Here is a 14,419-nt window from a genome sequence, read left to right on the forward strand (position 1 = left end):
CAGGGAGCAAGCTCCCATCGATTCGCTCGACTTGCATGTATTAGGCACGCCGCCAGCGTTCGTCCTGAGCCAGGATCAAACTCTCCGAAGAAATGTTTGACTTGCTCATTTGCTTTTTTGATAGTGTGTGCTCACTTAAAATTTAACGTTGGCGCTTTGTTTTGTTCAGTTTTCAAAGAGCAATTTATCGTCGTTCGTTTGGAAACGACTTTAATAATATATCAACTATATTATTTTTTGTCAACAACTTTTTTTCTTTCGCTGTCGACTTAGTTATTATATCTAGTATCAGAAATAAAAGCAATAGTTATTTTAAAATAAATAATATACATGAATTCATAGATTTCAAATCCTATGACTGTACACCTAATCAAGAAGAAAAAGCATACATTTTTAAGAGTAAACTTTTTCTTTGAACTTTATAGTATTTCTTCTATATATAATTCACGATTAATCCCTAAATTGATAATTTGTCCACTATCCATCACCTTTATGACCGGTCTTGTTTGCGAGACGGCATCAATGAAAATGATTTCAGCAATGAATCCATTGTTCAGTTTGACCATGCTTCCCATGGAAAAATTAGCGAAGCTTGATAACAAGGTTTTAACTACCCCAATATCGAATTTACCAAAGTCATCATGTAAGATCATCTCCAATACCTTAAACGGTGATTGTTTCTTTCTATATGTCCTTTCGGAAGTCATGGCGTGAAATACATCTGCAACGGCAATGATTTTTGAGAATAGATTCATGGGCTTTGTTTTCAATCTTTTGGGATAACCCGTTCCATCTAACCTTCCATGATGCTCTAGAACGGCTAACTTCACACTATCCTTTATGCTTGAACTATCTTTAATCATCTTATAGCTGAAAATAGGATGAGCATGTATCTCCTCATAATCATCCGCTGTCAGGCTTTCCGTTTTATTTAATAACCTTGGTGACAGCTTTGCCATCCCGCAATCTGCCAGACATCCGCCAATTGCCGCTTGGTAGACATCAGCCCTATTGCATTTCATTTTATATGCAATATATCCTCCTATCAATCCAATGGAAATGGCATGATGATATACATATTCTTCTTTAGTGCAATAGTGGTGCAGCATCAAAATGTTTCCTGGTTCCTCTAAAGCCTTATCCATAAGGGGAATCATGATTAAACGAATCATGGCCACCTCGACTTTACTGCCCGCCTGCCAATTTTTAAATAATCGTTTATATGTTTCTACTGACTTAAGATACAAATCCGTAAAATCCAATGACTCTTCGATTTCATCCAATTCTGGATCCATTACTTCTTTCGGCAGAAATTTCTTTCCATCAATCAAAGTTTTTTCAACGCTTACCTCTGTTATTAAAAAGGCTTGCAAAGCCTCAATCAATCGCTTGGTCAATATTGTTTTTTCATACATAATGGGGTGGTTCGAAAGACCTCTAATCTCTTTCGAGAGGATGCAGCCTTCAATTAAATAGCGAGTTTTCACTAGCAAAACGTTTCACCTCGGTAGTATTAATGAGTATCATTTTACTTAAAAAACATGGTAAAAACTATCTTTATTATGATTAAATACCTAAAAAAATTCAATTTATTAGCAAACTTATGCAAAACTAACGAGTCTTTTTACCCACATTATCATTTTGAAATACGCTAATGCGCAAAAAAAAAAGACCCAGCTTAATTGCTGGGTCTACAGTTTTTTTACGGTCTATACAATTTGAGCATTGATTTCCTCTACAGGTACTCGCTTTCCCGCAGGAGTCCCGCTCCAATCAACTTTGTTTTAACTTTTGATAGAACCCTTTGCCTTAAAATTCAAAGGGAATTTCAAAAGGGGTTCAGAATTAAAATTCCGAACCCCTTTTTTTATGAAAAGATTATTCTTCCGTATCTTTTTCAGTTTCATCATTTTCTTCAATTACGGTAGGTTCAGGATCAGAATCCGGATCTAGAGTCGTGACCGTTTCTATATCCAGGTCTTTTTCTTCTTCTTCTTCCCTTCCTACGATGGCAACCGTCGAAACATATTCATTATCTGCGGATTCGAGTCGGATGAGCTTAACACCCTGTGTATTACGGCCCGTTTTAGAAATGCCTTCGACTTCCATTCGGATCAATACACCAGCTGCTGTAATCAGCATTAAATCTTCCTCTACTCCCGTAACTGTTTTCACAGCTATAAGTTCACCATTTTTCTCAGTGACATTACATGTTTTTATTCCTTTTCCTCCACGGCTTTGAATACGGTATTCTTCCGCAGAGGTCCGTTTTCCATAGCCGTTTTTCGTAACGATCAGGACTTCTTCATCATCTTCAAGAATTTCCATTCCGACAACTTCATCATTCGTCCCTAAGGAAATCCCTTTCACTCCCGCCGCAGTACGTCCCATTGTCCGTACATCCGTCTCAGGGAAACGGATCATCATCCCGGCTTTCGTTCCAATTATGATCTGTTTCTCTCCATTCGTAAGACGGACAGAAATCAATTCATCATCTTCACGTAAGCCTAGGGCAATTAAACCATTATTACGGATATTTGCAAAAGACGATAAAGGTGTACGCTTCGATATCCCATGTCTGGTCGTGAAGAATAAATACCAATCGTCCGCAAATTCCTTCACAGGTATGATTGCATTGACCCACTCGCCTTTATCGACTTCCAACAGGTTGATAAGCGGCAATCCTTTTGCTGTCCTTCCATATTCAGGTATTTCATAACCTTTGGAACGATAGACCTTACCTTTGTTGGTGAAGAATAATAGAGTGTCATGAGTCGAAGTGGTTAACAAGTGACCGACAAAGTCATCTGTATTCGTGCCCATACCCTGTATTCCGCGCCCCCCGCGTTTTTGACTGCGGTATGTGGTTGCAGGCAAGCGTTTAATATAACCGTTATGCGTAAGTGTCACGATTATATTTTCCTCTGGGATTAAATCTTCATCTTCCAGGCTTTCAAACCCGGCTAATGTGATTTCAGTTCTCCGTTTATCATCAAAACGTTCTTTAATTTCAAGAAGTTCTTCACGAATAATTTCAAGAACCTTTTCCTCATCAGCAAGAATCGCTTTATATTCTGCAATTATAGCCATTAATGCCTGGTATTCATCTTCAATTTTTTCACGTTCCAGACCTGTCAAGCGCTGTAAACGCATATCCAGGATAGCTTGCGCCTGTTTTTCGGAAAGTGAGAATTGTGTCATTAAGCCTTCACGGGCAATATCTGTCGTTTGGGAACTGCGGATCAACGAGATGACTGCATCCAAATTATCAAGTGCAATACGCAAACCTTCTAAAATATGGGCACGGGCCTCCGCTTTCCGCAGTTCAAATTCAGTCCTGCGCCGTATGACTACCTGCTGATGCTCCAAGTAGTAGCGTAGGCATTGTTTTAAATTCAGCACCTTTGGCTGACCGTCCACCAAAGCAAGCAGATTGATTCCGAAGGTGGTCTGCATCGCAGTATGCTTATACAGGTTGTTTAAAAGGACATTCGCATTAACATCCTTTCGAAGCTCCATGACAATACGCATGCCATTGCGATCCGATTCATCCCGTAAGTCGGTGATGCCTTCGATTTTCTTATCTCGGGCAAGTTCTGCAATTTTTTCAATCAATCTTGCTTTATTCACTTGATAAGGGATTTCCTTAACAAGGATTACCTGCTTACCATTCGGTTTCTCTTCAATCTCGACTTTCGCCCGTTGAATGATTGACCCTTTACCGGTTTCATAGGCCTTTCTGATTCCGCTTCTCCCTAAAATCAAACCGGCTGTCGGAAAGTCCGGACCAGGAATATATTCCATCAACTCTGGAATTGTAATCTCAGGATTCTTGCTTAAAGCCAATACGCCGTCAATTACCTCACCTAATTGATGGGGCGGAATATTGGTTGCCATTCCTACCGCTATTCCTGATGAACCATTCACCAACAAGTTCGGGAAACGGGCAGGCATGACGGCTGGTTCTCTTTCTGAACCATCGTAGTTATCCTGGAAATTGACCGTATCTTTATTTAAGTCCCGGAGTAACTCCATCGAGATTTTCGACATTCTCGCTTCGGTGTACCTCATTGCGGCAGCTTGGTCACCATCGACCGAACCGAAATTCCCATGTCCATCTACAAGCATATAGCGATAGTTAAAAGGCTGCGCCATCCGTACCATCGTTTCATATACTGCCGAATCACCATGCGGGTGATATTTACCGATGACTTCCCCGACAATACGGGCTGATTTCTTAAATGGTTTATCCGAAGTCATTCCAAGATCGTTCATTGCATAAAGAATTCTTCGGTGTACCGGTTTCAAACCGTCCCTTACATCAGGCAAAGCCCGCGACACGATAACGCTCATCGCATAATCCAAAAACGATGTCCGCATCTCGGTACTTATATTTATTTCTTTAACACCTGATCTTTCATTTTCTGACATGGAGCCAACCTCCTATTAAAAGCTTATATCTCATTTAAGTTTAACTGTTCGTGCACTATGTAAAGAACAGGATGTAAAAAGCATCCTGTCAAAAATCAGATATCGAGATTTTTTACATAAATTGCATTTTCTTCAATGAAGTTACGTCGCGGTTCCACCTTGTCGCCCATCAGCATCTCGAAAGTTTCATCTGCCTCGGCGGCATCTTTCAAACTGACTTGAAGCAGCGTTCTCGTTTCTGGGTTCATGGTCGTTTCCCACAATTGCTCCGGATTCATTTCCCCCAGCCCTTTATAACGCTGCAGGTTAGGCTTTGGAGTACTTGGCAAACTTGCCATGATTTCTTCAAGCTCGCGGTCATTATAAGCATAATCCACTTTTTTCCCTTGCTGAATCTTGAAAAGTGGCGGCTGAGCAATATATATATATCCATACTCGATGATTTTTCGCATATACCGGTAGAAGAATGTCAACATCAGTGTTCTGATATGGGCACCATCCACATCCGCATCGGTCATGATAACAATTTTATGGTATCTGGCTTTTTCAGTATTGAATTCATCACCAATGCCTGTTCCAAGTGCTGTGATGATCGTACCTATTTCTTCATTATGCAGGATTCTGTCCAATCGCGCTTTTTCAACATTCAGGATTTTACCCCTTAGCGGCAAGATAGCTTGGAAATGGCGGTCCCGCCCTTGTTTTGCCGATCCTCCCGCAGAGTTTCCTTCAACGATGTATAATTCGCTGATACTCGGGTCCTTAGAAGAACAATCTGCCAATTTACCTGGTAGATTGGATACTTCCAAAGCACTTTTCCTCCGGGTCAATTCACGTGCTTTCTTCGCAGCCATTCGGGCTCTCGCTGCCATTTGCCCTTTATCTACTATTTTTCGGGCCACGGCAGGATTTTCGTATAAGAAGGCATCAAGTCGTTCCGAAAGAATGGAATCAGTAACCGTTCTTACCTCAGAGTTTCCGAGTTTGGTTTTCGTCTGACCTTCAAATTGCGGATCAGGATGCTTAATCGAAATGATTGCCGTTAAACCTTCCCGGACATCTTCACCTGAGAAATTGGCATCCGCTTCTTTTAAAAGACCATTTTTCCGTGCATAATCATTGATGACACGGGTCAAAGCAGTCTTGAATCCCGATTCATGTGTACCGCCTTCATAGGTATGAATATTATTGGCAAAAGAAAAGACATTGCTGATATAGCTGTCATTATATTGCAAAGCCAATTCAACGGAAATTCCATCTTTCTCGCCTTCCATGAAAATCGGTTCCTCATGCAATACCTCTTTAGAACGGTTCAAATGCTCAACATAAGATTTGATACCGCCCTCATAGTGGAACTCCCTGATTTTTTCTTCTTCTTCACGTTTATCTTCAATGATCAGCTTCAACCCTTTATTCAGGAATGCAAGCTCACGGATTCGTGTGGCTAATGTATCAAAGTCATATTCCAAGGTATCCGTGAAGATTTCACCATCAGGAATGAAGTGTACAGTCGTTCCGGTATGATCGGTTTCCCCGATGATTTTCAAATCTTCCTTTGGGATACCGCGGTTAAATTGCTGATAATGGATTTTACCTTCACGATGAACGTAAACTTCCAATACCGTGGATAAGGCATTAACTACTGATGCCCCCACACCATGCAGACCGCCGGAGACCTTATAACCTCCGCCGCCAAATTTACCGCCCGCATGAAGGACCGTCATGATTACTTCTACAGCTGGGCGTCCCATTTTTTCATGGATCCCCACTGGAATTCCCCGACCATTATCGACTACGGTTATGCTATTGTCTTCTTCGATCGTCACTTTGATTTCCGTACAGAAACCAGCCAGTGCCTCATCAATACTATTATCGACAATTTCCCAAACAAGATGGTGAAGTCCTTTTGCAGAGGTAGTGCCGATATACATCCCCGGACGTTTACGAACTGCTTCTAAGCCTTCTAAAACCTGTATCTGATTCTCATCGTATGCCTGAGCTTGTACTTCTTTTTGTTCCATTGTCATACGTATCACCTACACTTTTCTTTTGGCATTTATCAATTTTCAGGAGTAATTATACGTTTAGCTACAATTCAAAGAATATCTATATCATCGATTAAGAGCGATGGCTGCAGTGAACGCTTTTTCAAGGTGGACGACGCAAGCGGTGAATAATATACCTGTTTGTCCGTCACTACAATCGATTTAACCGAGTTTTTTGCTAAATGGTAAGTTACATCAGACTTTTTCTCCAAAAATTCACTCATGATTGGAGAGGCCTGAAGCAGCTTCTTATCTAAAATGGCTATGACATCGTCCGTTTTCACAAGAATGTCTTCACCAATATGGAGATACATACATTCACCTCATCATTTAACCTTTTTTATACTTCCTTGACTAACATAAAAGGTGGACGCTTCTCTTAGGGTTTGATGATCGATTCCATCAACGGAGGGTGTCGTCACGAATGTTTGCACTTTCCCTTGTATTGTATTCAGTAAATGGGATTGGCGGAAATCGTCAAGTTCCGATAACACATCATCCAATAATAAAATGGGATACTCGCCGATTTCTTCATGGATCAGCTCAATTTCGGCAAGTTTCAAAGACAGGGCCGTCGTTCGCTGTTGTCCTTGTGAACCGTATGTCTGGACATCCCGGTCATTCACAAAAAAAACCAGGTCGTCACGATGAGGACCTACCAGTGTTACACCCCGTTCAATTTCCCTTGTTTTTATTTTATCAAATTTTTCTGTGTATACTTCTATCATTTTCGTCAAATCCATAGATTCTGATACATCAAGCGACGGTTTATATTGGATTTTCAATACTTCTAGATTTCTGGAGATCCCCGAATGAATCGGCTCTGCCCATTGCTGGAGCTTTAAAAGAAACTCGTATCTTCTTTCGACAATTTTCGCTGCATACTGAATAAATTGATCGGTCAGCACGTCAAGCATCGTCGTATCCGTTTGTTTTCGGGTCTGCAGAAGCTTTAAGTAATGATTTCTTTGTTGAAGTATTTTATGATATTGGCTCATATCATGAAGGTATACGGGAGAAACCTGGCCAATTTCCATATCTATAAAACGGCGTCTGACTAGAGGACTTCCCTTTACAAGGTTTAGATCCTCAGGCGCAAACATGACCACATTCATATTTCCGACATATTGACTTAACTTTCTTTGTTCAATATGGTTGCACTTCGCCTTTTTCCCTTTTTTTGAAATGGTCAGCTCAAGTGGTATTGAGGTATTTCTCTTTCTAACTCTTCCCTCTATTTTAGCATACTCTTCATCCCAGCGAATAAGTTCTTTATCATTTGAGGTGCGATGAGATTTTGCCATTGCTAAAACAAAAATAGATTCCATGACATTTGTTTTTCCTTGAGCATTTTCGCCGAGGATTACATTGACTTTATTCTCAAAAGTCAGATTCAATTCGGTATAGTTGCGGTAATTTTTCAAACTTATATTTTCAATATACATATTCCGCTCTTCCCTTATGTTTTAGCTTGTAATTGTGTAGGTGCCAAATCCAGGAATCTCTATTTTATCACCTGATCTTAATTTTCTGCCTCTTCTCACGTCTAATTCGCCATTAATGTAAACCTCGTATTCACTTAAGAACCATTTCGCCATTCCGCCGCTTTGGATTAAATCGGCCAATTTCAGGAATTGTCCAAGCGTAATATATTCAGTATTGATTTTTATGGAGTCCATTTCATGCCTCACTCATTTCTAAGTAGTCTTTAATATTTCATTTTACTAAATTAATCCCATTAAGACAAAGTATAGCTTTTTCAGTTCTTATTTTTAGCGATTCACCGTTCCGTACAGTATTAAAAAAACGCCAAGAACCCTTTGGAAACCTATGTTTAAATATAAAAAAATTAAAGACCTGCTATACAAGCCTTTAATTTTTTTGAAATATTATTTTAGCTTAATAAGTTCTTACTGGGAGAATTAATTGCAGCATGGAATCATCATGTAGCGGACGAATGACAAACGGACGCATTGCCCCTGTGAAATTAATTTTTATATCGGAACCTTCCAATGCCTTTAGAGCATCCATTACAAATTTGGCACTGAATGAGATTTTCAGTTCTTCACCTTCAATGGCTTCTGCCTGAACCTCTTCAATTACTTTACCAATTTCAGGAGTATTGGAAGAGACTTCGATGATACGCCCTTCCAGGGTTGTCAATTTGACGACATTATTTCTTCCTTCTCTCGCCAATAAAGAAGCCCTGTCGATCGCTTGCAGGAAATCCTTGGTGTGAACAGTCACATCGGTTTTGCTATCTGATGGAATCAAGCGTGATGTATCAGGGTAATTCCCTTCAAGAAGTCTTGAGAAGAATAATAAATTTTCAGCTTTGAAAAGTACTTGGTTTTCGGTAATGACGATTTCAATGAGTTCGTTTGTATCATCAAGGATCTTACTTAACTCATTCAAACTTTTACCTGGGATGACAACGCTATAGGTCCCGTTAATTTTATTTTCTATTTTGGCTGTCCTCATTGCAAGCCTATGACTATCTGTTGCAATACAGGTCAATTCGTCATCTTGAACCTTCAAGTTTACACCTGTTAAGATGGGGCGTGTTTCTGACGTGGACACTGCAAAGCCAGTTTGTCTGATAAGGGTCTTTAAAAGGTCCGTTGGAAGTTTGAAAATATTTTCTTCTTCAATGATCGGAAGATGTGGATATTCCTCAGGATCCAGTCCATTTAGATTAAACTCAGCTTTTCCAGAGCGAATAATCGTTTGGAAGTTGTTCTCCACTTCAATTTCTACAGTATCCATCGGCAGCTTTTTGACAATTTCACTGAAAAAACGGGCATTCAGGACAATACCGCCGCTGCTTTTAACTTCAACGATTTCATCTCCGTCAACCTCAGCCGGAATGAATGATTGGATGGAGATATCAGAATCACTTCCTGTTAGAGTGACACCCTCACTAGTAACGCTTATTTTTATCCCCGTTAGAATCGGAATCGTCGTCCTTGATGTGACTGCTTTCATTACTTCTTGGACACTATGAACTAATCGATCTCTTTGGATTATAAATCTCATGTTTCATCCTCCAATTTTTTATTGCCGAATAGGCATATTTATTAATAATTTTTATTAAAAAAGATAGTAGTAATAGTAGTAGGGCCTGTTGATATGTGGATAAGTCCACTCAACCTAAGGAAAAACAGTCTATCCACATGTGGACAGACTGTGTGTAAGTAGTCGTCAGTTATTCACATTATCCAGAATCCATTATACCCTCAGCTGGTCCTGGATTTCTTTAACCTGACGTTGAAGCTGGGTGTCCGTTTGCATGAGTTTGGAGATTTTTTCATGCGCATGGATAACGGTCGTATGATCGCGACCTCCAAATTCATCACCTATCTTGGGCAGGGATGAGTCCGTCAACTCCCTGGAAAGATACATGGCGATCTGTCTCGGAAAGGCCACGGATTTAGTCCGTTTTTTCGCCTTGAAATCCTCAAGTTTGACACTATAATGTTCACCGACCGTTTTCTGGATTTCCAAAATGGTGATTATTTTAGGTTTTGAGCTAGGGATGATATCTTTTAATGCTTCAGCTGCCAAATCGGCATTTATATCCTTATTAATCAATGAAGAATAAGCGACGACACGAATAAGTGCACCCTCAAGCTCACGAATATTGGAATCGATTTGATTGGCGATATAGAGCATGACTTCGTTCGGGATATCAAGACCCTCAGCTTTTGCCTTTTTACGCAATATGGCAATCCGCGTTTCTAGATCAGGTGGCGTGATATCCGTGATCAAGCCCCACTCAAACCTTGAACGGAGGCGATCCTCTAGTGTAGGTATCTCTTTTGGCGGGCGGTCACTCGAGATGACGATTTGTTTGCTTTCTTCATGCAATGCATTGAATGTATGGAAAAACTCTTCTTGAGTTTGTTCTTTTCCCGCAAGGAATTGAATATCATCAATTAATAAAACATCCACGCTTCGATATCTATCACGGAATTCCCCAGCTTTATTGTCCCGGATCGAGTTGATGAATTCATTCGTGAACTTTTCAGACGATAAATAAACGACCTTCGCATTCGGATTATGCTCTAGAACATAATGCCCGATTGCATGCATTAAATGAGTTTTTCCAAGGCCGACGCCCCCGTAAATGAATAAGGGATTATAGGCTTTGGCCGGAGCTTCTGCGACAGCGAGAGACGCGGCATGGGCAAAACGATTGCCGGAGCCGATGACAAATGTATCGAATGTATTTTTCGCATTAAGCATATGCTGTGGAAATGCAGCATGCTCTTTATCCTGCTTTTTTATCTTTTTAGGCTGAACAGGAACGGTAAAATCATCATCTTCTTGATTGGGGGGAATGATGAATTTTGCTTCCAATTCCTCACCGGTAAGTTCAAACAATACATCGGAAATAAGATGGGAATAGCGTTCTTCAAGCCAATCCCTGGCAAATTCATTGGGAGCGGTGACTGTTAAAGTATCACCTTGCAGTAAATAGGCCTTGGTTGATTTAAGCCAAGTCTCAAAGCTTGGTTTACTGATTTTTTTTTCGATTTTTCCGAGCGCCTGGTTCCAGAGGCTATCGATGTTATCCAAACTTATCCCTCCTTTGCAAAATATTTTTAATAATTGTATCTAAATGTATAGGCACAAATAAACTCATCGATTGCCGTCTTTATATTAATTTTGACAGCAAAGGTTCGGTGAGCTGTATTAAGGGATTTTTGTGTTGTGTATGAAGTGCCTAAAAACTATATCTTGCGCTGTACAACCTTTGTACAGACTACATCTGGTGAACCAGTGTAGATTTGAATGTTTATTCATCAACAGGTATTTTAAGAAATATATAATAAAGAAGAAAAAAGGGTTTTCGACAATATCCACCATCTGTGGACAGATTAATATACACAGGTCGGATAAACTATCCACAAGTTATTCACAGTCTGTGGATAAACCTTACCTGTTGATAAAGTTATTCAGAGTGAAAACACAAATATAATATCAGAAATTCAGGCGTCTTGCAATGGGTTAGAAAACTTTATCCACAACTTACCGAGCTTGTGGGAAAAACTTTTCCACAGGCCATTGTTATGTGCAAAAGTCCATGAAATGGGATGTGGATAGAAAAAAACATGTCGAAATTTATCCACAGACCGTGATTATCGGCTGAACTAATTTGTTTTGAACGAAGTTGTTCAAGCCGAAAGTACTGCATGGGACAGATCGAAAGATGATTCACGTCCATTCTTATTATTTGTCGAATGTTGTTTCGATCAAGGAAGGATTCATTGCGAATCTCATATTTGTGCTCATGGATAAAATGATGGAAATTTGCCTTTCCCCAAAAATTTCTATATCAGTTCGGAGCAAAATCATTTACAATAGGCTAGGTAGTAAAAAAAGGCCAACTGGACATTGAGCATTAAAAAAGAAATATTTTTATGGATGAGGTTGACAAGTAGAAACCTCCATCTATATAATTGTAAAGACTGTCTTTAACTGTTATTCCTCAGGGAGGTGTCATATAATGAAAAGAACTTATCAACCGAATAACCGCAAACATAGTAAAGTTCACGGTTTCCGTGCACGTATGAGCACGAAAAACGGACGTAGAGTAATCGCTGCACGTCGCCGTAAGGGCAGAAAAGTATTATCTGCATAGACCACTGAAAAGTCTCAGTGGTCTTTTTTCGCAAAATAAGGGATTTACTGAGACTCAATTCATGTAATGAAGGTGTAAAAATGAAAAAAAAGTTAAGGATTAAGAAAGAGGACGAATTTCAGCTTGTGTTTAAAAAAGGTGAATCTTCTGCTAATCGGCAATTCGTTGTCTATGTCCTTGAAAAGCCAGGTCAGGATTATTTTAGGATCGGCCTTTCAGTCAGTAAAAAAATCGGGAACGCCGTTGTTAGGAACCAAATCAAAAGATACATACGGCAAGCGTTTTTGGAATTGAAAGAAGATATAGAAGAGGGTAAGGATTATATTGTGATTGCTCGAAAACCAGCGGCGGAGATGGACTTTAGCCAGGTGAAAAGCAGCTTGATCCATGTCCTTAAACGTTCTAAATCACTAAACTTTAAAATGAAAAAACAATAAAGTCCCCTTAATATCGAATAAGCACTCCTCGGATCATGTGGTTACTTGAGAAAGATGACATAGAAAATCCCGATTGTAACTGTGGAAAAAGTGGATTGTTTTTCCTTGAAATCTTCTATCAAACAGTTCACAATTGTTTCAAAAAAGATTGATTGAAGTTAGGAGGAAATTACGGTTGAAAAAACGAATATTACTCATTATTGGACTAGCCTCGATAATGATGTTGTTAGCAGGGTGTACGGAAATTAAAGAACCTATTACTGCGGATAGTGAAGGTTTTTGGAATTCATACATTGTCTATCCATTATCAGCCCTGATCATCTGGCTTTCTGAAGCATTTGGCGAGAACTATGGTTTGGGAATCATCGGTGTTACACTAATCATTCGCTTAGCATTACTTCCATTAATGATTAAACAGGTGAAAAGCTCGAAAGCCATGCAGGCCATTCAGCCTGAAATGAAAGAACTTCAAGCAAAATACAGCTCAAAAGATGCTGCCACACAACAAAAACTACAGCAAGAAACAATGGCTCTATTTTCAAAATATAATGTGAATCCATTGGCGGGATGTTTGCCGATATTGGTGCAAATGCCAATTTTGATCGGATTTTACCATGCAATCAGCCGTACGGAAGAAATTGCTTTACATAGTTTTCTTTGGTTTGATTTAGGTTCCCCGGATCCTTATTATATTTTACCGGTCGTTGCAGGTATCACGACTTTCATCCAGCAAAAGATGTCCATGGCTGGAATGAATTCGAATCCACAAATGGCGGCACAAATGACGATGATGCTTTACATCATGCCAATCATGATTGTTGTATTTGCTATTAATTTCCCCGCTGCTCTTTCTCTTTACTGGGTAGTTGGTAACATTTTTGGTATCGTTCAAACATATTTCATCAAAGGTCCGGATCTTAGAAAAGCAGCTGCGGAAAACGCGGGAGGGGCAAAGAAAAAGTGAAAAAAGTGACTGCTACAGGACAATCTGTCGAAGAAGCAGTAAATTTAGCTTTAGCTCAATTGAACAGCACTAAGGATCGCGTGGAGATTGAAATAGAAGATGAAGGCAAAAAAGGATTTTTTGGTTTATTTGGTGCAAGGAAGGCAATCGTCCATGTGACATTGCCTCCGGATCCCATTGAAGAGACACTTGGATTTTTGAAGAATGTCAGCGTGGAAATGGGAGTCAATGCACAAATTGATGTCACCCGTAAAGGGAAGAACGTAACATTCCATTTATCAGGTGATAAAATTGCCTTATTGATTGGAAAAAGGGGTCAAACACTAAATTCACTTCAGTATTTAGCACAGCTGGTAGCAAATCGATATTCGAAGCAGTTTTTGAATATTACTGTAGATGCAGAAGATTATCGAAATCGCCGCAATGACACTTTAATCCAATTGGCCGAAAGAATGGCAAATAAAGCCTTGAAAACAGGTAAAGCTGTTTCACTTGAGCCGATGCCATCCTACGAACGAAAGGTCATCCATAATGCTCTCTTGGATTATCCAAAAATAAAAACGACTTCGAGTGGGACGGAACCATATCGCCACTTAGTCATTACTCCACTTAAATGAACCTTCTGCTTTTAAGCAGGGGTTCTTTTTTTTAGGGCTGCTATCAATGTGTGTCGAATATTTTTTTACAAAGTATCAATTCAACAATAAGTGACATATTTCTCTATATATTCTTGATCCGTAAAGGGATGCGGACGATATTTGTTATTCACATGTGGATAAGTTAAAATGAATGTTACAGAATATGGATTAATGGCATGTGGATAACTCTCGAGAGGAAGGAGTATCTACTTTTTTTCATCTATATACTATGGTATTGTAGTAATTTAGGGATTCGACGA

Annotated in this window: 12 protein-coding genes and 1 rRNA gene; 4 read left to right on the plus strand and 9 right to left on the minus strand. The window is 39.6% G+C overall.

Annotated features, from left to right (window positions below; all coding sequences use genetic code 11):
• The 9 genes from ACQKMF_RS11270 to dnaA form a co-directional block, all read right to left on the minus strand.
• Nucleotides 1-91 (minus strand): 16S ribosomal RNA (locus tag ACQKMF_RS11270); the annotation flags it as partial.
• 328 nt (nucleotides 92-419) lie between these two features.
• On the minus strand, nucleotides 420-1,487 hold the full coding sequence (locus ACQKMF_RS11275) for an HD-GYP domain-containing protein (protein WP_427573749.1): 1,068 nt from the start codon (nucleotides 1,485-1,487) through the stop codon (nucleotides 420-422).
• A gap of 391 nt (nucleotides 1,488-1,878) precedes the next feature.
• Nucleotides 1,879-4,431, minus strand: coding sequence for a DNA gyrase subunit A (gene gyrA / locus ACQKMF_RS11280; protein ID WP_101223984.1), 2,553 nt, complete (start codon nucleotides 4,429-4,431; stop codon nucleotides 1,879-1,881).
• A 95-nt stretch (nucleotides 4,432-4,526) separates the two neighbouring features.
• A complete protein-coding gene (gene gyrB / locus ACQKMF_RS11285; protein ID WP_063577547.1) occupies nucleotides 4,527-6,452 on the minus strand; it encodes a DNA topoisomerase (ATP-hydrolyzing) subunit B in 1,926 nt (641 codons plus the stop codon).
• A gap of 74 nt (nucleotides 6,453-6,526) precedes the next feature.
• Nucleotides 6,527-6,790, minus strand: coding sequence for an extracellular matrix regulator RemB (gene remB, locus ACQKMF_RS11290; protein ID WP_101223983.1), 264 nt, complete (start codon nucleotides 6,788-6,790; stop codon nucleotides 6,527-6,529).
• A 12-nt stretch (nucleotides 6,791-6,802) separates the two neighbouring features.
• The gene (gene recF, locus ACQKMF_RS11295; RefSeq protein WP_048687943.1) at nucleotides 6,803-7,921 is read right to left on the minus strand and encodes a DNA replication/repair protein RecF; all 1,119 of its coding nucleotides are present in this window, start codon (nucleotides 7,919-7,921) and stop codon (nucleotides 6,803-6,805) included.
• Between the two features lie 21 nt (nucleotides 7,922-7,942).
• Nucleotides 7,943-8,155 carry a S4 domain-containing protein YaaA gene (yaaA, locus tag ACQKMF_RS11300; protein ID WP_034316192.1) on the minus strand — a complete coding sequence of 71 codons (213 nt, stop codon included), beginning with the start codon at nucleotides 8,153-8,155 and terminating at the stop codon, nucleotides 7,943-7,945.
• Between the two features lie 220 nt (nucleotides 8,156-8,375).
• Nucleotides 8,376-9,512: a DNA polymerase III subunit beta gene (gene dnaN, locus ACQKMF_RS11305; RefSeq protein ID WP_427573202.1), complete on the minus strand. Its 1,137-nt coding sequence runs from the start codon at nucleotides 9,510-9,512 to the stop codon at nucleotides 8,376-8,378.
• A 192-nt stretch (nucleotides 9,513-9,704) separates the two neighbouring features.
• Complete coding sequence (gene dnaA, locus ACQKMF_RS11310; RefSeq protein WP_057914144.1) at nucleotides 9,705-11,054, minus strand: chromosomal replication initiator protein DnaA; 1,350 nt, start codon at nucleotides 11,052-11,054, stop codon at nucleotides 9,705-9,707.
• A gap of 931 nt (nucleotides 11,055-11,985) precedes the next feature.
• Between dnaA and rpmH the strand changes: the two genes are divergently transcribed.
• The 4 genes from rpmH (at nucleotide 11,986) to jag (ending at nucleotide 14,138) form a co-directional block, all read left to right on the plus strand.
• Nucleotides 11,986-12,120 carry a 50S ribosomal protein L34 gene (gene rpmH, locus ACQKMF_RS11315; protein WP_034316183.1) on the plus strand — a complete coding sequence of 45 codons (135 nt, stop codon included), beginning with the start codon at nucleotides 11,986-11,988 and terminating at the stop codon, nucleotides 12,118-12,120.
• 80 nt (nucleotides 12,121-12,200) lie between these two features.
• On the plus strand, nucleotides 12,201-12,557 hold the full coding sequence (rnpA, locus tag ACQKMF_RS11320) for a ribonuclease P protein component (RefSeq protein ID WP_101223981.1): 357 nt from the start codon (nucleotides 12,201-12,203) through the stop codon (nucleotides 12,555-12,557).
• A gap of 175 nt (nucleotides 12,558-12,732) precedes the next feature.
• Nucleotides 12,733-13,521, plus strand: coding sequence for a YidC family membrane integrase SpoIIIJ (spoIIIJ, locus tag ACQKMF_RS11325; RefSeq protein ID WP_098185086.1), 789 nt, complete (start codon nucleotides 12,733-12,735; stop codon nucleotides 13,519-13,521).
• Nucleotides 13,518-14,138: an RNA-binding cell elongation regulator Jag/EloR gene (jag, locus tag ACQKMF_RS11330; RefSeq protein ID WP_101223980.1), complete on the plus strand. Its 621-nt coding sequence runs from the start codon at nucleotides 13,518-13,520 to the stop codon at nucleotides 14,136-14,138. The genes spoIIIJ and jag overlap by 4 nt, the downstream gene beginning before the upstream one ends.
• The last annotated feature ends 281 nt before the right edge of the window (nucleotides 14,139-14,419 follow it).

The sequence above is a fragment of the Peribacillus sp. NPDC101480 genome, assembly GCF_050277335.1.
Classification (GTDB): Bacteria; Bacillota; Bacilli; order Bacillales; family DSM-1321; genus Peribacillus.

Excerpts from the sequence above, each read along its gene's own strand:
- gyrA (WP_101223984.1), bottom strand. The coding sequence starts at position 4,431 with ATGTCAGAAAATGAAAGATCAGGTGTTAAAGAAATAAATATAAGTACC.
- gyrB (WP_063577547.1), bottom strand. The coding sequence starts at position 6,452 with ATGGAACAAAAAGAAGTACAAGCTCAGGCATACGATGAGAATCAGATA.
- remB (WP_101223983.1), bottom strand. The coding sequence starts at position 6,790 with ATGTATCTCCATATTGGTGAAGACATTCTTGTGAAAACGGACGATGTC.
- recF (WP_048687943.1), bottom strand. The coding sequence starts at position 7,921 with ATGTATATTGAAAATATAAGTTTGAAAAATTACCGCAACTATACCGAA.
- yaaA (WP_034316192.1), bottom strand. The coding sequence starts at position 8,155 with ATGGACTCCATAAAAATCAATACTGAATATATTACGCTTGGACAATTC.
- dnaN (WP_427573202.1), bottom strand. The coding sequence starts at position 9,512 with ATGAGATTTATAATCCAAAGAGATCGATTAGTTCATAGTGTCCAAGAA.
- rpmH (WP_034316183.1), top strand. The coding sequence starts at position 11,986 with ATGAAAAGAACTTATCAACCGAATAACCGCAAACATAGTAAAGTTCAC.
- rnpA (WP_101223981.1), top strand. The coding sequence starts at position 12,201 with ATGAAAAAAAAGTTAAGGATTAAGAAAGAGGACGAATTTCAGCTTGTG.